Annotated in this window: 24 protein-coding genes; 13 read left to right on the forward strand and 11 right to left on the reverse strand. The window is 72.4% G+C overall.

From position 1 onward, the window contains the following. Positions 1–187: 187 nt before the first annotated feature. Positions 188–838 carry a LysE family translocator gene (locus GA0070215_RS07145; RefSeq protein ID WP_091043145.1) on the reverse strand — a complete coding sequence of 217 codons (651 nt, stop codon included), beginning with the start codon at positions 836–838 and terminating at the stop codon, positions 188–190. A 126-nt stretch (positions 839–964) separates the two neighbouring features. Between GA0070215_RS07145 and GA0070215_RS07150 the strand changes: the two genes are divergently transcribed. Continuing rightward, positions 965–1,264 (forward strand): GNAT family N-acetyltransferase, encoded by a 300-nt coding sequence (locus GA0070215_RS07150; RefSeq protein WP_244166902.1) that lies wholly within the window; start codon positions 965–967, stop codon positions 1,262–1,264. On the opposite strand, the gene GA0070215_RS07155 is transcribed toward GA0070215_RS07150, so the two are convergent. Further along, positions 1,259–1,666 carry a YkvA family protein gene (locus GA0070215_RS07155; protein ID WP_091043148.1) on the reverse strand — a complete coding sequence of 136 codons (408 nt, stop codon included), beginning with the start codon at positions 1,664–1,666 and terminating at the stop codon, positions 1,259–1,261. The two genes, GA0070215_RS07150 and GA0070215_RS07155, sit on opposite strands and share 6 nt — an antisense overlap. 134 nt (positions 1,667–1,800) lie before the next feature. On the opposite strand from GA0070215_RS07155, the gene GA0070215_RS07160 reads away from it, so the two are divergent. Continuing rightward, positions 1,801–2,265 carry a DnaJ family domain-containing protein gene (locus GA0070215_RS07160; protein WP_091043707.1) on the forward strand — a complete coding sequence of 155 codons (465 nt, stop codon included), beginning with the start codon at positions 1,801–1,803 and terminating at the stop codon, positions 2,263–2,265. 6 nt (positions 2,266–2,271) lie between these two features. Here GA0070215_RS07160 and GA0070215_RS07165 read toward each other — a convergent pair whose 3' ends face one another. Together GA0070215_RS07165 and GA0070215_RS07170 are read right to left on the reverse strand one after the other, a co-directional pair. After that, complete coding sequence (locus tag GA0070215_RS07165) at positions 2,272–2,838, reverse strand: maleylpyruvate isomerase N-terminal domain-containing protein (protein WP_091043711.1); 567 nt, start codon at positions 2,836–2,838, stop codon at positions 2,272–2,274. A 5-nt stretch (positions 2,839–2,843) separates the two neighbouring features. Next, entirely contained in the window at positions 2,844–3,620 is a 777-nt protein-coding gene (locus GA0070215_RS07170; protein WP_091043150.1) for a class I SAM-dependent methyltransferase, read from the reverse strand. Between the two features lie 229 nt (positions 3,621–3,849). Between GA0070215_RS07170 and GA0070215_RS07175 the strand changes: the two genes are divergently transcribed. Then, a complete protein-coding gene (locus tag GA0070215_RS07175) occupies positions 3,850–4,815 on the forward strand; it encodes a TerC family protein (RefSeq protein WP_091043153.1) in 966 nt (321 codons plus the stop codon). A 379-nt stretch (positions 4,816–5,194) separates the two neighbouring features. Continuing rightward, positions 5,195–5,674: a hypothetical protein gene (locus GA0070215_RS07180; protein WP_091043156.1), complete on the forward strand. Its 480-nt coding sequence runs from the start codon at positions 5,195–5,197 to the stop codon at positions 5,672–5,674. Here the strand turns inward: GA0070215_RS07180 and GA0070215_RS07185 are convergent. Further along, positions 5,671–6,264, reverse strand: a complete 594-nt coding sequence (locus GA0070215_RS07185; RefSeq protein ID WP_091043159.1) for a TetR/AcrR family transcriptional regulator — start codon at positions 6,262–6,264, stop codon at positions 5,671–5,673. The genes GA0070215_RS07180 and GA0070215_RS07185 overlap by 4 nt on opposite strands. Before the next feature lie 107 nt (positions 6,265–6,371). Here GA0070215_RS07185 and GA0070215_RS07190 point away from each other — a divergent pair, with 107 nt between their 5' ends. Beyond that, the gene (locus GA0070215_RS07190) at positions 6,372–7,562 is read left to right on the forward strand and encodes a macrolide family glycosyltransferase (RefSeq protein ID WP_091043162.1); all 1,191 of its coding nucleotides are present in this window, start codon (positions 6,372–6,374) and stop codon (positions 7,560–7,562) included. A gap of 43 nt (positions 7,563–7,605) precedes the next feature. On the opposite strand, the gene GA0070215_RS07195 is transcribed toward GA0070215_RS07190, so the two are convergent. Both GA0070215_RS07195 and GA0070215_RS07200 read right to left on the reverse strand, forming a co-directional pair. After that, positions 7,606–8,142 carry a DUF1062 domain-containing protein gene (locus GA0070215_RS07195; RefSeq protein ID WP_244166903.1) on the reverse strand — a complete coding sequence of 179 codons (537 nt, stop codon included), beginning with the start codon at positions 8,140–8,142 and terminating at the stop codon, positions 7,606–7,608. A gap of 392 nt (positions 8,143–8,534) precedes the next feature. Beyond that, a complete protein-coding gene (locus GA0070215_RS07200) occupies positions 8,535–8,843 on the reverse strand; it encodes a hypothetical protein (protein ID WP_018784341.1) in 309 nt (102 codons plus the stop codon). 531 nt (positions 8,844–9,374) lie between these two features. On the opposite strand from GA0070215_RS07200, the gene GA0070215_RS07210 reads away from it, so the two are divergent. The 5 genes from GA0070215_RS07210 (at position 9,375) to GA0070215_RS07230 (ending at position 11,992) form a co-directional block, all read left to right on the forward strand. Further along, a complete protein-coding gene (locus GA0070215_RS07210) occupies positions 9,375–9,863 on the forward strand; it encodes a GNAT family N-acetyltransferase (protein ID WP_091043170.1) in 489 nt (162 codons plus the stop codon). Then, positions 9,860–9,955 (forward strand): DUF2087 domain-containing protein, encoded by a 96-nt coding sequence (locus GA0070215_RS07215; RefSeq protein WP_091043172.1) that lies wholly within the window; start codon positions 9,860–9,862, stop codon positions 9,953–9,955. Before GA0070215_RS07210 ends, GA0070215_RS07215 begins: the two co-directional genes overlap by 4 nt. Next, on the forward strand, positions 9,952–10,380 hold the full coding sequence (locus GA0070215_RS07220) for a GNAT family N-acetyltransferase (protein ID WP_091043175.1): 429 nt from the start codon (positions 9,952–9,954) through the stop codon (positions 10,378–10,380). The genes GA0070215_RS07215 and GA0070215_RS07220 overlap by 4 nt, the downstream gene beginning before the upstream one ends. A 74-nt stretch (positions 10,381–10,454) precedes the next feature. Then, positions 10,455–10,889, forward strand: a complete 435-nt coding sequence (locus GA0070215_RS07225; protein WP_018784337.1) for an Hsp20/alpha crystallin family protein — start codon at positions 10,455–10,457, stop codon at positions 10,887–10,889. A gap of 113 nt (positions 10,890–11,002) precedes the next feature. Then, entirely contained in the window at positions 11,003–11,992 is a 990-nt protein-coding gene (locus GA0070215_RS07230) for a tyrosine-type recombinase/integrase (protein ID WP_091043178.1), read from the forward strand. Positions 11,993–12,051: 59 nt separating this feature from the next. On the opposite strand, the gene GA0070215_RS07235 is transcribed toward GA0070215_RS07230, so the two are convergent. Beyond that, a complete protein-coding gene (locus GA0070215_RS07235; protein WP_018784335.1) occupies positions 12,052–12,423 on the reverse strand; it encodes a VOC family protein in 372 nt (123 codons plus the stop codon). 100 nt (positions 12,424–12,523) lie between these two features. Here GA0070215_RS07235 and GA0070215_RS07240 point away from each other — a divergent pair, with 100 nt between their 5' ends. Beyond that, positions 12,524–12,982, forward strand: a complete 459-nt coding sequence (locus GA0070215_RS07240) for an Rv0361 family membrane protein (RefSeq protein WP_026267628.1) — start codon at positions 12,524–12,526, stop codon at positions 12,980–12,982. Between the two features lie 3 nt (positions 12,983–12,985). Here GA0070215_RS07240 and GA0070215_RS07245 read toward each other — a convergent pair whose 3' ends face one another. The 3 genes from GA0070215_RS07245 to GA0070215_RS07255 all read right to left on the reverse strand — a co-directional run bounded on the left by GA0070215_RS07245 (position 12,986) and on the right by GA0070215_RS07255 (position 15,952). Continuing rightward, positions 12,986–13,672, reverse strand: coding sequence for a thymidine kinase (locus GA0070215_RS07245; protein WP_369752976.1), 687 nt, complete (start codon positions 13,670–13,672; stop codon positions 12,986–12,988). Between the two features lie 100 nt (positions 13,673–13,772). Further along, positions 13,773–15,164 carry an MFS transporter gene (locus GA0070215_RS07250; protein ID WP_018784332.1) on the reverse strand — a complete coding sequence of 464 codons (1,392 nt, stop codon included), beginning with the start codon at positions 15,162–15,164 and terminating at the stop codon, positions 13,773–13,775. A 20-nt stretch (positions 15,165–15,184) separates the two neighbouring features. Continuing rightward, positions 15,185–15,952, reverse strand: coding sequence for a glycerophosphodiester phosphodiesterase family protein (locus tag GA0070215_RS07255; protein WP_018784331.1), 768 nt, complete (start codon positions 15,950–15,952; stop codon positions 15,185–15,187). A gap of 88 nt (positions 15,953–16,040) precedes the next feature. On the opposite strand from GA0070215_RS07255, the gene GA0070215_RS07260 reads away from it, so the two are divergent. Together GA0070215_RS07260 and GA0070215_RS07265 are read left to right on the forward strand one after the other, a co-directional pair. Beyond that, the gene (locus GA0070215_RS07260) at positions 16,041–16,484 is read left to right on the forward strand and encodes a helix-turn-helix domain-containing protein (RefSeq protein WP_244166904.1); all 444 of its coding nucleotides are present in this window, start codon (positions 16,041–16,043) and stop codon (positions 16,482–16,484) included. Then, the gene (locus GA0070215_RS07265; RefSeq protein WP_018784329.1) at positions 16,477–16,845 is read left to right on the forward strand and encodes a DUF4180 domain-containing protein; all 369 of its coding nucleotides are present in this window, start codon (positions 16,477–16,479) and stop codon (positions 16,843–16,845) included. Before GA0070215_RS07260 ends, GA0070215_RS07265 begins: the two co-directional genes overlap by 8 nt. Positions 16,846–16,878 lie beyond the last annotated feature (33 nt).

A 16,878-nucleotide genomic window follows, 5' to 3' on the forward strand; every position in this document is an offset into this window, starting at 1 on the left:
CGAACACCATCTCGTACGGCCGGTCCGGGGCCAGCGCCACCGGCGACACCAGTCGCACCCGGATCCGGCCCGGCGACCAGGTCAACTCCTCGACCGTGACCCGGCCCCGGCAGGTGATGCCGCGGAGCGTGCCGGCGGGCAGGGCCGGAGGCGGACGTGGAACAGCGCGCTGAGGCGCGTACCCCGGTCAGGGCGTGGCGGCGGCGGCGCGGGAGCGGTCGGCGGCGATCCGCACCGCGAGCGCCGCCAGCACCGTGCCCATCACGTACCGCTGCAGGTGCGCCCAGCCCGGCCTGCGGGTCAGGAACGCCGACACCGAGCCGGCGCTGAGCACGATCAGCGCGTTCACGGTGAGCGCGACGACGATCTGGGTCAGGCCGAGCAGGAGACTCTGCACCGCCACCTGCCCCCGCGCCGGGTCGACGAACTGCGGCAGCAGCGACACGTACAGGATGGCGATCTTCGGGTTGAGGAGGTTGGTGACCAGGCCCATGGTGAACAGGCGCCGGGGCCGGTCCGGCGGCAGCGGCGCCGGGGCGAACGCCGACGTGCCACCGGGGCGCAGCGTCCGCCAGGCCAGCCACAGCAGGTACGCCGCGCCGGCCAGCTTCACCGCCGTGTACAGCGGCGGGACCAGCACGAACACGGTGGCGATGCCGGCCACCGCCGCGGCCAGGTAGACCAGGAAACCGGCAGCCACGCCGAGCAGCGACACCAGCCCGGCCCGCCGCCCCTGGGTCACCGACCGGGACACCAGATAGACCATGTTGGGACCGGGTGTGAGGACCAGACCGAGCGCCACCAGGGCGATTCCCATGACCGCGCCGACAGTGACCACGTCGCCTCCCCGTTGCCGACCGTGAACCGGACACTACGCCGGTCGCCGCGGTACGCGGGTGCCCGTGACGCGACAGTGGGTGTTACGCGGGTCACGTGAGCGGCGCACACCGGTGATACTTGCCGCATGTCGCTCGTGCTCAAGGACGTCCGCCCGGGACGCCCGGCCGCCGAGGTCGGCTACTGGACGGCAGCTCCGGCGCGCGGCCGGGGTGTCGTGCCACGGGCGGTGGGGGCGGTCACCGGGTGGGCGTTCGCCCGGTTCGCCGCCGCCGGCCTGACCCGTCTGGAGCTGCTGCACCAGGTCGACAACCCGGCCTCCTGCCGGGTCGCGGAGAAGAGCGGGTACGCGTTCGCCGAGGTGATGCCGGCCCGCCCGCCCTTTCCCCGCGACGGCCACCGCCATGTCCGCCACCTGGTCTCATGACGGAGGAGACGCGACAGTGCCGCCGAGCAGGCGCAGCAGCAGCCGTGGCTCGCCCGGCCACGCGTCGAGCAGCACCTGCCGGGGTACCTGCCGGGCGGCGTAGCGCAACGCGAGCGCCACCACCACGATGTCGTCGAGCGGACCGATCACCGGCAGGAACTCAGGGATCAGGTCGATCGGGCTGGCCACCCAGAGCCCGGCGACCACTATCGCGACCCGGGCGCGGCGGGGCACCCGCGGGTCGCGGCGCAGCCGTCGCACCGCTGTCACACAGTCGGGTACGAACGCGGCCAGATCGCGCAGGATGCCCGGCGGCAGGCGCCGGGCCAGCAGCACCAGCACCCCCCAGCTCACGATCAAGCCGACCGTCGCCATTCCGAGACCGATGAGCCAGTCGCGCACGCCGATACCTCTCTCCGTACTCCGTGCAGCACGCTACGCGGCGTCCCGCCCGGCGCGCGGGAACAGGCCGGCCCCGCGCGACGCTGACCCTTGTCGGACGGTGGCGGATACGGTGGGTACGGGAGGTGACGGCGGTGACGACAGGCTGGGAGGCCGCGGTCGAGGCACAGATCCGCTCGGCCCAGGAGCGCGGCGAGTTCGACAACCTGCCGGGCGCCGGCAAGCCGATCCCGGGGCGCGACATGCCCTACGACGAGGGCTGGTGGATCCGCAGCTTCATGGAACGCGAGCAGATCCCGTCCGACCTGCTGCTGCCCACGCCGCTCCAGTTGCGCCGCCGCATCGAACAGCTCCCGGCCGAGCTGCGCGACCTGCCCACCGAGGAGGCCGTCCGGTCGTACGTGGCGGCGCTCAACACCGAGGTGGTGGCCTGGCTGCGTACCCCGACCGGGCCACGCGTGGTGGTCCGCCCGGTGAACGTCGAGGAGGCGGTGCGCCGCTGGCGTGCCGACCGGGAACGCAACACACCGGTCGTCACGGCGCCGGAGCAGCAGCGAGCCACTCCGGCCCGGCCGCGCCGGCGCTGGTGGCGTCGCTGAGAACGTTCAGGAAAGCGTCGCCTGCCAGGTCCACGCGGTACGCCGGGGACGGTCGCCGAGCGGTGCGCGGCCGGTCAGCCACAGCAGCACCGGCACCGGGTCGCCGCCCGGCGCGTCGGGGAACAGCCGGCGTACCACCCCGGCGCACAGCTCGGCGGGTGGCGACCAGTCCAGGCCGAGCCCTCGGGTCAGGTCGTGCGTGTGCAGGAGGATCTCGGCCACACCCATCGCGGCGAACCCGCCCGGATCGCACGGGCCGAAGTGCCACGCGCGGTCGTCCGGATTCGCGGCGTCGATCGTGGCGGCCAGCATCCCGGCCGCGGCCGCTGCGATCGTGAGCACCTCGGCGGGCGTGGCGTCGGCGCGTACCCGCAGGTCGAACGGCAGATAGCCGCCGCCGGGCCGACCCGACACCTGACCGGTGTACGCGACCAGGTCGTGCGCGATGTGCGCGGCGGTGGTCCAGCAGGACCAGTCCAGGCCGCCGGCGCGTACCGTCCAGTCCCGGTCGCCGGCGGGCCGCAGCACCGCTGTCGCCGCGGCCGCGGCGGCGCGGACGTCCGCGCCGGTCATCGCCGTCACAACCGGCGTACGCGCAGCACGCACGTCAGCATCGGGAGCGTGAACTCGCCGTCGGCCGTCTCCGGCCGGCCGGCCAGGTAGGCGCGGATGCGGTCGAGCGCCTCCGCGCGGTCCCGGTCCGGCATGACCAGCGTCCCGGCCCGGGTGGCGAGCGTCGCCACGAGCGAGTCGGCGGTACGGCGCTGGCCGTGCGGGAACTCCGCCTGCTCGGGCGAGCCGAACCGGGCCCCGCCGGTCTCCGGCAGGTGCATGCCGGTCGTGGCGGCGCGCCAGCTCGCGGGCGTGTCCCGGGGGCCGATGGCGGCGCTTCCGCTGACCGCCGCGAGCCCGGCGACCCAGTCGACCCGGTCGTCCACGACGTTCCACAGTCCGGCCAGGACTCCGCCGGGGGAGAGGATCCGGGCGATCTCCGGGCCGGCCACTGCCATGTCGAACCAGTGCATCGCGTTGCCGGCGACCACTGCGTCGACCGAGGCGTCCGGCAGCGGGATCGCCTCGGCGCTGCCGGAAAGCGCGCGTATGCCCGGCAGGGTGCGGCGCAGTTCGGCGAGCATCGCCGGGTCCGGCTCGACCGCCGTCACGTCGTCGGTCACCTCGGCCAGCGTGGCGGTGAGCTTGCCGGTGCCCGCGCCGAGGTCGAGCGCCCGCGCGCCGGGCGCGGGTTCGAGGGCCCACCGCAGAGCGGCCCGCGCGTAGTCCGGGCGGTGTTCGGCGTACGCCGTCGCCGCCGCGCCGAACGACGAGGAGTGCCGACGTCGTGCGTCTTCGTCCATCCAGGCACCCTATCGGCGGCCGGCCACCCTTGACGTACGAACTCTGCTTCGTGAATAATGGGTCATAGTTCGAGGGGGAGTACCCGACGATCCACGCACCGCCGTCAGTACGGGCCCGGCCCATCCGGATCCCGGCGATGCAGCCACCGTCACAGGTGGCCCGGGGAGACCGTCGTCCAGCAGCGCCGGAACACCGTGTGCCGGCCCGGGCGAGAGGTCTCCCTTCGTGATGTCCGTGTCCTGGTGGATCTGGGCCGTCCTCATGCTGGCGATCGCGGCGATGCTCGCCGTCGATCTGTTCCTGCACCGCGACAACCACGTCATCGGCTTCCGTGAGGCAGCCGTCTGGTCCGGCATCTGGATTGCCGCCGGCCTGCTCTTCGGCGTGGTCCTCTGGGCCTGGCAGGGCGGTGACGTGGCCGGCACCTACTACGCCGGCTACCTGATCGAGAAGGCGCTGTCGATCGACAACGTCTTCGTCTTCGCGCTGATCTTCACCTACTTCGCCGTGCCCGCCGCGTTCCAGCACAAGGTGCTGTTCTGGGGTGTCATCGGCGCCCTGGTCTTCCGGTTCATCTTCATCTTCGTCGGCGCGGAGCTGCTCGAGACGTTCTTCTGGACCGCATACGTGTTCGGCGCGTTCCTCATCTACACCGGCTACAAGATGGCGTTCCGCCACGACGGGCAGGCCCCGCCGGACCGCAACCCCGTCGTCCGCCTGGTCCGCCGGATCGTCCCGACCGACCCCGCCTACCACGGTGACAGGTTCGTCGCCCGGGTCGACGGCAAGCGGGTCGCGACCCTACTGTTCGTGGTCCTGATCGCGGTCGAGGCCACCGATCTGATCTTCGCCATCGACAGCGTCGCCGCGATCCTGGCCATCACCACCAGCACGTTCATCGTCTGGACCGCCAACGCCTTCGCCATCCTCGGCCTGCGCAGCCTCTACTTCTGCCTCGCCGGGCTGCTGCGCCGCTTCGTGCACCTGCACTACGGCCTGGCCGTCCTGCTCGCCTTCGCGGGCGTCAAGTTGATCCTCTCGGAGACCCCGGTCGGCAAGCTGCCCATCCCGGTCACCCTCGGCGTGATCGTGGTGACGATCGCGGTGTCGATCGTGTGGAGTCTGCGCAGCACCCGGGGCGCCGAGGCGAACGACGTCGACGCGGCCGACTCACCGGCGAACTCGGCGCGCTGATCCTCCGCCACCGCGTTCTCCCGTCAGGACGCGCTCTGCTCACATGCCACACCCACCGACAGGCGGGTGTCGGTTTCTCGTCCGGACGGTGAGCGGCACGCACCCCGGAACCGCCACCCAGGTGCCGCCGGTGAAGACCGACCATGCCCCAGCCGGGAGCCGCCACAGTGGCAACGGAGTCGGCACACGACAGGCGCTGTCCGCCCTTCGGCAGGAGCGGGCGCGTATTAATGGATTACCGATAACAGTATTTGCTTAACCCGGACGGTCAAAAAGGACTAATCGGCACTGCACCATAATGACAGTTATGTGCGGACCAACTCCTTGGAAGCCGTCGGCGTACGATCACGCCACCGAAGCCGACCCCAGGGAGCAGGCGATGGCGTTCGACGCGACACTGGCCAGGATCAACGACGGCGTCCAGATGCATCACCAGCACGGTCGGCGGGAGGACGCCCGCGACTTGTTCACCCGGATCTGGAACGAGATCGGCGCGGAGCAGGGCGACCCGCTGCATGTCTGCGTCCTCGCCCACGCGATGGCCGACGTGCAGGACGACGTACGCCAGGAGCTTGTCTGGGACCAGCGGGCGCTCGCGGCGGCTGACCTGCTCACCGACGAGCAGGTCGCGCGGGCCGGGGTGCCGATGCCGGTTGCCGGGCTGTACCCGTCGCTGCATCTCAACCTGGCGGAGTGCCACCGCAGGCTCGGCGAACTCGACCAGGCGAGGGACCACCTCCGGCGGGCCCGGGAGGGTGTCGAGGCGCTCGGCGACGACGGCTACGGGAAGTTGATCAGAGGTGGCCTGGACCGGTTGTCGCAGGAACTGGCCGCCGACAGGCCGCAGGCGAATGGCTAGCCGCGAATGCTCGTTGACGGGGTGACGGCGGCGACGACCAGGTCGACGATGCCGTCGGCGTAGTCGTCGGTGAGCGGTCCGTTGCGCAGCAGCCAGCGGTGGTAGAGCGGGCCGAACAGCAGCTCCACCACCTGGTCCAGCGCCGCGTCGGGGCGGACCTGGCCGGCCTCGCGAGCGGCCTCCAGGCGAACGCGCACCGCGTTCAGCTGAGGGCGGAGCAGTCGGTCGCGTGCCTGCGCGCCCAGTTCCTCGTCGGCGAGCGTCTCGATGGTGATGGCGCGGGTGGTGGCGGACAACCGTGGATCGGCGAACTCGGCGACAGTGGCCCGGAGAACCTGGCGCAGGTCAGCCCGCAGGTCACCGGTGTCGGGCAGCGCGACGACCTCCGGCACATCGTCAGCGAGCGCATCCAGGATGACCGCGCCCTTGCCGCGCCACCAGCGGTAGATCGTCTGCTTGCCGACGCCGGCGCGGGCGGCGATCGCCTCGACGGTCAGGGCCGGGTAGCCGGTCTCGGCCAGCAGTTCGAGGGCGGCGGCGAGGATCGCGCGGCGGGACTGCTCGTTGCGGCGGGTGGGCTGCGGGGTCACCCCACGAGCCTACAGCGAGACGAGACGTATCGTCTTGACGGTTCGGGTGCGCTGTGGTCTTCTGATCGAGACGGAACGTCTCGTCTCAGCGAGGATCAGGAGATCACGTGCCGCACATCGCCATGGTCAGCATCCCGTTCCACGGCCACGTCAACCCGAGCTTGGAGATCATCCGTACCCTCGTGCGGCGCGGCCACCGGGTCACGTACGCCAACGATCCCGCCTTCGCCGAGGCGATCCGGGCCACCGGCGCGGAGCTGAAGCCGTACACCTCGACGCTGCCCGCCGACGGCGGCGCCGGAATCGACGATCCGATCGCGCAGCTCACGCTCTTCCTCGACGATGCCGTCGCCATGCTGCCGCAGTTGCGGGCCGCCTACGACGACGACCGGCCGGACCTGTTCCTCTACGACATCGCCGGCGCGCCGGCCCGGCTGCTCGGCGAGCAGTGGGGGATTCCGGCCGTCCAGCTCTCCTCCACGTTCGTCGCCTGGGACGGCTACGAGCAGGAGATGGCACCCGCCGTGGAGGCGATGCGGGCCGATCCGCGTGGCGCCGACTACTACCGGCGCTTCACGCAGTGGCTGACCGCTGAGGGCTCGTCGGTCACCGACAGCATGGCGTTCCAGGGGCGGCCGGTTCGCGGCCTGGTCCTGCCGCCGGAGGCGCTCCAGCCGAACGCCGACCGGGTGGACCGGTCGGTCTACAGCTTCGTCGGCCCGGTGCTGGGCGACCGCTCCGACCAGGGATCATGGGTACGGCCGGAGCGCGCCGGGAAGGTGCTACTCGTCTCGCTCGGCTCCGCCTTCACCCGGCAGCCCGAGTTCTACCGCCGCTGCCTCGCCGCGTTCGGTGACCTGCCCGGCTGGCACACGGTTCTCCAGATCGGCGAGCACGTCGACCCCGCCGAGCTCGGTCCCGTGCCCGACGGCGTCGAGGTCCACCGGTGGGTGCCACAGCTGGCCGTACTGGAGCAGGCGGACGCCTTCGTCACCCACGCCGGCATGGGCGGCAGCAGCGAGGGCCTCTACTGCGGGACGCCGATGATCGCCGTACCGCAGGCGGCCGACCAGTTCGCGAACGCCGAGCAACTGGCCGCCCTCGGCGTCGCCCGGGTCGTCGACTCGGCCACCGTCACCGCCGCGGAGCTGCGCGAGGCGCTGCTCGATCTCACCTCGGACCCCGCCGTGGTGGCCCGCACTGCGGAGTTGAAGCGGCAGGTCCGCGCCGCCGGCGGCGCCGACCGGGCCGCCGATCTGATCGAGGCCGAGCTCGCCGTGGCGCGCGCCAGCGGGTGAAGCGTGGTCGCGGCGGCCGGGTGCCGCCGCGACCACGCCCCGGTCAGTCGTCCGCCAGTACGGTGAAGGTGAATCCGGTGCTCGTCGGGCGCTTCAGCGGGATGTCGGACTTCACCCGGCCCAGCACCTCCGCCCGGGTGAGGCCGAACCGGCGCGCGATGAGCCGGTCCGGCCGTACCGGCACCGGATCGTCGAAGGTGACGTCCACCTGCACCGGCCACCCGTCCAAGGGCACCGTGGGCGCGTCGAGCGTCCACGCGTCCGTCCAGTCGAGGGTGAAGCGGCAGCGCCGGGCGAACCACGGGTCGAGCAGTGTGGCCGCCACCAGATCGGGATCGTTGAGGTGATGGCCGTGCAGATCGGCGGGATCGAACGAACTGACAGGTGCCCGCTCGCGGACGGTGAGCTTGATGGTGCGGTCGCAGGACACGCACCGCACGAGCAGCCACACGTCCAGCAGCTTGCCGTTGGCGTTGACCCGGAACCGGCCCTTGGCGGCGGTGGCCGACTCCGCCCGGCAGACGGCGCAGCGCAGCGACAGCAGCGGAAGGCGGGTCCGGCGCACGACCCAGGACAGCACGATATGTGGTTGGGATGACATGAAGACCTGATCTCTGAAGACCTGACGCGAGGCCGATTACGCGCGGCCTCGGACGCTGTGCCGGGCGCGTGAGAGCAGCCCGGTGAGCCGGTGCGCAGGCACCGGCTACAGGCGTGGGGAACGTGTCAGGTTCTAGAGAGCAGGAGGGGTCACGCGAATCGTCCTTCTTCGCTGCGACGACAGATGCAGGGAACGTACGGGAAGTCCGAAACCGCTCTCAACCCGTTTCCGGCGCCGCTGCATCACACGTCACTTCACTTCGGCGGCACCGGGCCCGCGAGGCGGCGGTCGCCGCCGGCATGCTCCGACCGCGTCCGGTCGAGCGTGGGCCGCCCCCGGGAGTACCGGGGGCGGCCCCTTTCTGCGTACGGTCAGCGTCGGGTGCGGTCGTTGATCTCCGCGCCGGACTCGCCGGGCATGGCGCCGATCGCCTCCTCGGCGGCCCGGCCGCCGGTGCTCTCGTCGCCCTGCTTCAGCGAGCTGCGGGGCAGCCCGGCCAGGTGCGCCGGATCCTCGATCGGCTGGGGCGGCCACTGGTCCTGCGTACCGTCGGTCACCCCGGCGCGGCGCAGCGCCTCGACCAGCTGGTCCGGCGACAGGCGGTCGACCTCCTGTATCCCGGCCCCGCGCGCAATCGCCTGCAGTGTCTTCAGGTCTTCGCTCACGAATGTCTCGGCCATGCCCGAGCCTTCCCGGCCCCCAAGACAAGGAAACCGGTGGGCCTGCTCGGCCAGCCGTCGATCATGAAGTTGCACCGGGCAGAACGGACACCGGACACGTCAACCTCGTGATCGACGCGAAATGGGAGGTCTGGTCAGCGGCGCGCGGGCCGCGGCGCCGGTCTCCGGCACCACGGTCAGCCACCAGCCGCCCTGCGCTGTCGCCAGGCAGCACTGCCACGGCGACCGCGCCGAGGTAGTCGAGCAGGAAGACCGGCCCGCTGACTCCCCAGAGCATGGCGTGAGGTATCTCAGGAGCGGGCGTACCTCGGTGTCCCAGATCTGTGACCACGGACACCGCAGGCCCCGGGCGACGAAGATCGGCTCGCCGTTCTCGTCGTTGTCGACCCGCTGGTCGACCCGACCCGCCTCGGTGACCTCGGTGTACCAGGCGCGCAGCCGGTCCGGTCAGCACCACCGCCCAGTCGCGCTCGGCCGGGCGGACGGAAACGGGTGGCCGGACGGCCGGGGCGGCGGCTAGCATGCGCGTCGATGCTGATCCGTGACTACACCCACGCCGACTGGGACCAGGTCCGGCCGATCCTCGCCGACGTCGTCGGCGCCGCCGACACATTCGCGTACGACCCGGACTGGCCGCCGGAGACGGTGCGGGAGGTGTGGGTGGAGCAACCGCCGGGGCGTACCTCGGTCGCGGTGGACCACGACGGCGCGGTGCGCGGCACCGCGAAGATGGGCCCGAACCGGCCCGGGCCGGGTTCGCACGTGGCGACGGCGAGTTTCATGGTCGCGGCGAACGCCCGCGGCCGGGGTGTCGGCCGGGCGCTGTGCGAGGAGGCGCTGGACTGGGCGCGCCGGCAGGGTTTCGCCGCGATGCAGTTCAACGCTGTGGTGGAGACCAACACGGCGGCCGTGGCGCTGTACCGGCGGCTCGGCTTCACCGTGATCGGCACCGTGCCGGAGGCGTTCGCCCACCCGACGCGGGGCCGGGTGGGGCTGCACGTCATGCACCGGCGGCTGTGAGCGAGGCCGACCATGTGTCGCTGCGCCGGTACCTGATCGACGACATGCTGCTCACCCGCGAGCAGGGCGTCTACTGGCGGACCGGGCCATGACCGGCTGGAGCACGCGGGTCGTGCGCCCGGACGAGCCGGACGCCGCGCTGGCCGAGGACCCGAGTGACGACCTGGCCCCGCCCACCGGGCTGCTGGTGGTGGCCTGCCGCGGCGGCCGGCTCGCCGGGTGTGCCGGACTGCGGTGGCAGTCGGGCTGGGCCGAGCTGACCCGGGTGTACGTGCGCCCGGAGCACCGGGGCGCGGGGGGCGGGGCGGCGCTGATCGCCGCGGTCGAGGCGTACGCGGCCGGCGGCGGAGCGACCCGGATCCGGCTGGACACCCGCTCCGACCTGGTCGAGGCGCGCGCCCTGTACGCCCGGCACGGCTACCGGGAGATCCCCGCCTTCAACAGCGGCCCGTACGCGCAGCACTGGTTCGAGAAAGCACTCGCGGGACGAGTTGACGACGCGGCGCAGGCGCGCTAAAACAGAACCAGGAACTTGAGTCACACGGACTCAACTCGAGACCTTGGGTCAGGAGAGCCGAGGAGGCAGGAACCATGTTGATGCGTACCGACCCGTTCCGCGAGATCGACCGGATCGCCGAGCAGTTCTTCGGCACCACCGCCCGGCCCGCCGTGATGCACCTCGACGCGTACCGCGACGGTGACCACTTCTACGCGGCGTTCGACCTGCCCGGTGTGGACCCGGACAGCATCGACTGCACGGTCGAGCGCAACGTGCTGACCGTCCGTGCCGAGCGTCGCCGCCCCACCGGCGAGAACGTCGAGCTGGTCGCCGCCGAGCGTCCGATGGGCACGTTCACCCGGCAGCTGTTCCTGGGCGACACGCTCGACACCGACCGGCTGGAGGCCGGCTACGACAACGGGGTGCTGACGCTGCGCATCCCGATCGCCGAGCGCGCCAAGCCGCGCCGCATCGCGGTGAGCACGCCCGCCGAGAGCAACGGCCACCGTCAGCTCACCACCGCCTGAGCAGGTCACGCCGACGCGCGGGGGAGGCCGGCCCACCGGCCGACCCCGCCGTCGTGCCGGTGGGTCAGCGCGCCTCATCGCCAAACCGCCCGCCGGCTGAGAGCCTTTCTCACATGCTTCGCTCCGAGGTGCTGCCGCGCGCCCGCCCCGCCGCCCTGCCCGCCGGCCCGGCCGACGTCACCGAGGCGTGGCTGCGCAACCGGCGGCTGTCCGAGCACACCCGCGACGCGTACCGCCGCGACGTCACCGGCTGGCTGACCTGGTGCGCCGAGCAGGCCGTCGACCCGCTGCGGGCCACCTTCCTCGACGTCAACGCCTACGGCCGTGAACTGGAGTGCACACCGCGCGGCCGCGCCGGCCGCCCGCTCACCCCGGCGACCGTCGCCCGCCGCCTGTCCGCGCTGTCGAGCTGGTACGACTTCCTCGTCAAGCTGGGCGCGGTGCCCGCCAACCCGGTGTCGGCTGCGGACCGGCCGCGCGTCGACCGGGACCACTCCGCCACCGTCGGCCTGACCCCCGACGAGGTCGACGCGCTGATCGCCGCCGCCGAGGCAGACACCGGACCGGCCGCCGCCCGCAACCGGGCCGCTGTCGCGCTGCTGGCCGACCTGGGGCTGCGGGTCGGGGAACTGGTCGCGCTGGACGTGTCCGACCTGGGCACGGAGCGCGGTCACCGCAGCGTCCGCTTCGTCGGCAAGGGCGGCAAGGTACGCCGGCGTGCGCTCACCCCGGGCACCGCGTACGCGGTCGACGCCTACCTCGCCGCACGGGCCGCCGCGCAGGGTGTCACGGTGCCGGAGCTGACCGGTCCGCTGCTGGTCACCACGACCGGCGGCCGGATGGACCGGCACGCCGTGTTCCGGCTGGTGCGGCGCCTCGCGCAGCAGGCCGGGATCGCCGCCTGGGCGAAGCTGTCGCCGCACTCGCTGCGGCACGCGTTCGCCACCACGGCGCGCTCCGAGGGGGTGCCGCTGGAGGACGTGCAGGACGCGATGGGGCACGCCGATCCGCGTACCACCCGCCGCTACGACCGGGACCGGCACAACCTGGACCGCGACCCGGCGTACGCGATCTGGGCGGCCCGGGCCCGCCGCCGCGGTTGACCCGCCGCCGGCGGCCGCGATGCGGGCCGCGGTGCTCCGCGGCCCGCATCGCGGACCGGTCAGCCCTGGGGGCGCGGGCAGAGGCAGAACGGCTGCCCGACCGGATCGATCAGCACGGTCCACCGCTCGCCGCCGGGCTGGAACTCGGGCCGGATCGCGCCGGCCGCCACCAGGTCCTTCTCCGCGGCCGCCACGTCGTCGACGTAGAGATCCAGGTGGTAGCGCTTGTCGCCGCTCTCGTCCGGCCACGCCGGCGGCGTGTAGCCGGGCACGAGGCCGAACCCGATCGCCGGGCCGTCCTTGACGATCATGGCGTACTCGGCCTCGCTGTGGGTTATCTCCCAGCCCAGCGCCTTGGCGTAGAAGGTGGCGTGCGCGGCCGGGTCGGAGCTGTCGATACTGATCATGGCGATGTCGGCGTGAGCTGTCATGCGGACAGTCTGCCGCCGATGCCCCGCCGTTCGCTGTCCGGTACGAGCGCGCGTCGCAACCGGCTGCGCGTCACCGTCCGGTTGCCTACCGTCGACGGTGATGGGCAGGCAGCGGGATTGGCACCACACGGCCCGGCGTCGCCGCCCGCTACGCGCGGGTGTGCTGATCGCCGGTCTCGGCGTGGGCACCTGCCTGATCGGGGTGGCCGGGCTGGCGGCCTGGAACGCGCAGGTGGTGTTCCAGGCCGACGGGCCGGTGCGGGAGACCGCCGACGGGTTCTTCCGCGACGTCGCGGCCGGTGACACCGACGCGGCGTACGAGCGGCTGTGCGCCGACGCCCGCGAGAAGTGGAGCCGCACCGGTTTCGGGAGCTGGGTGCGGACTCCGCCGCAGGTCAGCGGCTACGAGATCGTCGACGTGTCGGTGACGACCCGATCCGGCAAGCCGACCGGGACGGTGATCGTGCGGATCAACCGCGACGGCGGCGGCAGCGAGGAACGCGAGTTGCCGGTGGTGCCGGAGGGCGGCGGCTGGCGGGTGTGCGGGGATCCGTTCTGACGCTCAGGCGCGCGGGCCGAGGTCGCCCGCGCGGTAGTGGCGCCGGCACAGCACCTGGTAGCGCACGTCGGCGGTGTCCACGGTGTCGCCGATGACGACCTGCGCGCCCTCGCGGACCACCCGGCCGCCGACCACGCGTGCGTTGAGCAGCCCTTCCCGGCCGCACCAGCACAGCACCTCGACCTGGATCCGGGCCACCTCGTCGGCCAGTTCGAACAGCCGCTGCGCGGCCGGGAACAGGCAGGACCGGAAGTCGGTGGCCAGGCCGAAGGCGTACACGTCGACGTCGAACCGGTCGACCAGCTCGGCCATCTGCTCGATGTGTTCGAGGTTGTAGAACGAGGCCTCGTCGCAGATCAGGTAGTCCACGCGTACCCCCTCGGCCCACGCGTCGCGGACCAGGACGCGCAGGTCGAGGTCGTCGGTGACCTCGACGGCCTCGTGGGCCAGGCCGATGCGGGTGGTGACCTGTGGGCCCAGCGAGCGGTCGATGCGGGTGGTGACCAGGCCACGGCGGCCCTGCCGGGCGTGGTTGTGGTTCATCTGCAACGCCATGGTGGACTTGCCGCAGTCCATCGGCCCCCAGAAGAACTTCAGCGCGGCGGCGTGCAGCGGCCGTCCGTCGACGCCGCGGGCGGCGGCGCAGCCGGTGGCTCGGTCGTCGCCGGGCCCCGGCAGAGGGCGGGCCAGGCAGGTCGGGGCGGCGTCGTCGGTCACGTCGGGGCAGCCTAGTCCATCGACATCCCCTGATCCGGCCCGCGATGATCCGCAGGCCGGGGCGCAGCGCGGGTCAGAGCACCCGGGGCGGGGTGTTGCCGGCGGCGATGATGGCCCGGCGCATCGGCACGGCGGCCAGCAGCACGAAGCCGACCACGAAGAAGATCAGCAGCGACACCAGGCCCACCCGGTACGACGAGGTCAGCTGGAACACCAGGCCGAACGCCAGCGGGCCGAGCCAGCTGGTGCCCTTGTCGCTGATCTCGTAGAAGCCGTAGTACTCGCCCTCCTTGCCGGCCGGGATGAGCTGGCTGAACAGCGACCGGCTCAGCGCCTGGCTGCCGCCGAGCACCAGGCCGATGCAGCCGCCGAGGATCATGAACGGTACGGGCGCTTCGGCGGGCAGCTGGAACGCGGCGATGATCACACCGGTCCAGAGCACAAGCGACAGCAGCACGGTCTTCCAGGCGCCGATGCGCCTCGCGAGCGCGCCGAGGGCGAGCGCGCCGCCGAAGGCGAGGAACTGCACCAGCAGGATGGTCACGATCAGCGTGCTCTGGCCAAGCCGCAGTTCCTCGGTGCCGTACTGGCTGGCAAGGGTGATGACGGTCTGGATGCCGTCGTTGAAGACCAGGAACGCGAGCAGGAAGAACAGCGTCAGCGGGTACGTCTTGAGTTCCCGCAGGGTGCGCCCGAGCTGCCGGAAGCCGTCGGTGAGCACGTTGCCGCCCGCCTGCAGGGCCGCGGCGGTGGGGTGTTCGCGCAGCCAGCGCAGCGGGACCAGGGTGAACGCGGCCCACCACACGCCGGCCGACACGATCGACCAGCGGGCCAGGTCCAGCGTGCGCTGGGCGTTACCCTCCTCGCTGAGCATGGTGACCGCGACCAGGTTCAGCGCGAGCAGCAGCCCGCCGCCGAGGTAGCCGATGGCCCAGCCGCGGCTGGAGATGCCGTCGCGTTCGTCCGGGCCGCCGAGTTGCGGCAGGAACGAGTTGTAGACGACCACGGCGGCCCCGAAGGAGATGTTCGCGATCAGGAACAGCGCGCCGCCGAGCAGGTAGCGTTCGCCGGTGACGAAGGCGAACGCGATGGTCGCGCCGGCGCCGGTGAACGCCGCGGCGGCGAGCAGGCGCTTCTTGTGCGCCGACCGGTCGGCGATCGCGCCGACCACGGGCAGCACGAACACGGTGAGGAACACCGACAGCGAGATCAGGTACGGGTAGAACGACCCGGCGGCGACCTTGATGCCCAGCGGGTACACCGCACCGTCGCAGCTGTCCGCGCCCAGCTCGCAGCCGGCGGCGAGTTCGGCGACGGTGGTCAGGAACGGCCCGAGGAAGACCGTGATGACTGTGGTCTGGAACGCCGAGTTCGCCCAGTCGTAGAAGTACCAGCCGGTGCGCTCGCGGCGGGTGCTGCCCGGTCCGGTGGGGTCGGCGACGGCGGGGGTGACCGTATCGGCCATCGGGGGTCGTCCTCGGGGGCTCAGGCGGCCCAGTGGCCGCGACTGCGGTAGACGTCACGGAGCACGCTGACGTGATCGGTCATGATGCCATCCACCCCAAGATCAAGTAAGTGGTGCATCTGGGCGGGATCGTCGATCGTCCAGACGTGCACCTGCAACCCGATCCGGTGGCAGTACGCGAGGAACCGCCCGTCGACCACCGGCACCCGGCCGAAGGAGACCGGCACCTGGGCGGCGACCACTGACGGGGGCAGCCGCACGGGCCGCCCGTGCAGCGAGGCCAGCCGCAGCCGCGCCACGCCGCGCATACCGATGCTGGTGGCGACCTCCGGGCCGGCCAGCGCCCGCAGCCGGGCCAGCCGGGCGTCGCTGAACGAGGCGAGCAGCACCCGATCGCCCGCGCCGGCCCGGGAGACGGTGGCGACAGTGGGCGCCACGCCGCCGTCGGACTTGACGTCGATGTTGAACCGCACCTGCGGCCACGCGCCGAGCACCTCGTCCAGGCGGGGCACCAGGGCGGCCCCGCCGACGCGTACCGAGGACAGATCGGCCCAGCGCAGGTCGGCGATGCGGCCCGGCTCGCCGGTGACGCGGCGCAGCGTCGGGTCGTGGAAGACCACCGGTACGCCGTCGGCGGTGGCGTGCACGTCGGTCTCCACGTACCGGTAGCCCAGGGCGACGGCACGGGCGAACGCGGCGGCGGTGTTCTCGTCGCCGTCGGCCGCGCCGCCGCGGTGGGCGAACGCCAGCGGCGCGGGCGCGTCGAGGTAGCCGGGACGGGGCTGCACGCGGGCAGTATGCCCGGCCTGGGTGGCGGGCACATGGCCGGGCGATGAAATTACCTATCGCTCCCTATCGGGACTAGGATAGGGTGCGATGAGTAACGACATGTATTCGGTCGAGCAGGTTGCTGACCTGCTCGGGCTGCACGTGCGCACCGTGCGCGGCTACATCCGGTCCGGGCGGCTTCGGGCCACCCGGATCGGCAAGCAGTACCGGATCGCGCGTGCGGACCTGGACGCGCTGACCGGCCGGCCGGCCGTCTCCGCCGCCGGACCGGCGGCGGAGGTGTCGAGCGTCCTGCGGCTCGACGGCGTCGACCGGGCCGCCGCCGACCGGCTCGCGACGCTGGTGCTGGCCGGCGTGAACACCCACCACGACCCGGACCGTCCGCTGCGGGTGCAGACGGTCCACGACGAGGAGCGGCAACGCATGACCATCATGATCCTGGGCGACCTCACCGCCACCGCCGACCTGCTTCGCCTGGTGGACGGGGTGCTGGGCGGCGACAACGGCCTACTCGGCGGCGGCCGTGGCTGACGTGATGCAGGACCGGGCCGGCGTGGCGGTGCTGGTCTGCGACCCGGACGGTCCACCGATCGCCACCGAGGGCGACGCGCTGGACCTGATCGGCGCCGCGTTCCTCGGTGCGACGGTGGTCGCGGTGCCGGCCACCCGCCTCGATCCCGGCTTCTTCACGCTCGGCACCCGTTTCGCGGGCGAGGTGATGCAGAAGTTCGTCAACTACCGGCTGCGCCTGGCGATAGTCGGCGACATCTCCGCGCACCTGGACCGCAGTGGCGCGCTGCGCGCGCTGGTGGCCGAGTCCAACCGGCACGACCAGGTGTGGTTCGTGCCGGACCTGGCCGCGCTCGACGCCCGCCTGCGCGCCACCGCCTGACCCAGCCCGACGTCGTCCTCGCCTCGCCGATGG

This window comes from Micromonospora marina, from assembly GCF_900091565.1.
GTDB lineage: Bacteria > Actinomycetota > Actinomycetes > Mycobacteriales > Micromonosporaceae > Micromonospora > Micromonospora marina.

Excerpts from the sequence above, each read along its gene's own strand:
- GA0070215_RS07235 (WP_018784335.1), bottom strand. The coding sequence starts at position 12,423 with ATGACAGCTCACGCCGACATCGCCATGATCAGTATCGACAGCTCCGAC.
- GA0070215_RS07225 (WP_018784337.1), top strand. The coding sequence starts at position 10,455 with ATGTTGATGCGTACCGACCCGTTCCGCGAGATCGACCGGATCGCCGAG.
- GA0070215_RS07230 (WP_091043178.1), top strand. The coding sequence starts at position 11,003 with ATGCTTCGCTCCGAGGTGCTGCCGCGCGCCCGCCCCGCCGCCCTGCCC.
- GA0070215_RS07175 (WP_091043153.1), top strand. The coding sequence starts at position 3,850 with ATGTCCGTGTCCTGGTGGATCTGGGCCGTCCTCATGCTGGCGATCGCG.
- GA0070215_RS07170 (WP_091043150.1), bottom strand. The coding sequence starts at position 3,620 with ATGGACGAAGACGCACGACGTCGGCACTCCTCGTCGTTCGGCGCGGCG.
- GA0070215_RS07210 (WP_091043170.1), top strand. The coding sequence starts at position 9,375 with ATGCTGATCCGTGACTACACCCACGCCGACTGGGACCAGGTCCGGCCG.
- GA0070215_RS07220 (WP_091043175.1), top strand. The coding sequence starts at position 9,952 with ATGACCGGCTGGAGCACGCGGGTCGTGCGCCCGGACGAGCCGGACGCC.
- GA0070215_RS07165 (WP_091043711.1), bottom strand. The coding sequence starts at position 2,838 with ATGACCGGCGCGGACGTCCGCGCCGCCGCGGCCGCGGCGACAGCGGTG.
- GA0070215_RS07200 (WP_018784341.1), bottom strand. The coding sequence starts at position 8,843 with ATGGCCGAGACATTCGTGAGCGAAGACCTGAAGACACTGCAGGCGATT.
- GA0070215_RS07150 (WP_244166902.1), top strand. The coding sequence starts at position 965 with ATGTCGCTCGTGCTCAAGGACGTCCGCCCGGGACGCCCGGCCGCCGAG.
- GA0070215_RS07260 (WP_244166904.1), top strand. The coding sequence starts at position 16,041 with ATGAGTAACGACATGTATTCGGTCGAGCAGGTTGCTGACCTGCTCGGG.
- GA0070215_RS07250 (WP_018784332.1), bottom strand. The coding sequence starts at position 15,164 with ATGGCCGATACGGTCACCCCCGCCGTCGCCGACCCCACCGGACCGGGC.
- GA0070215_RS07180 (WP_091043156.1), top strand. The coding sequence starts at position 5,195 with ATGGCGTTCGACGCGACACTGGCCAGGATCAACGACGGCGTCCAGATG.
- GA0070215_RS07240 (WP_026267628.1), top strand. The coding sequence starts at position 12,524 with ATGGGCAGGCAGCGGGATTGGCACCACACGGCCCGGCGTCGCCGCCCG.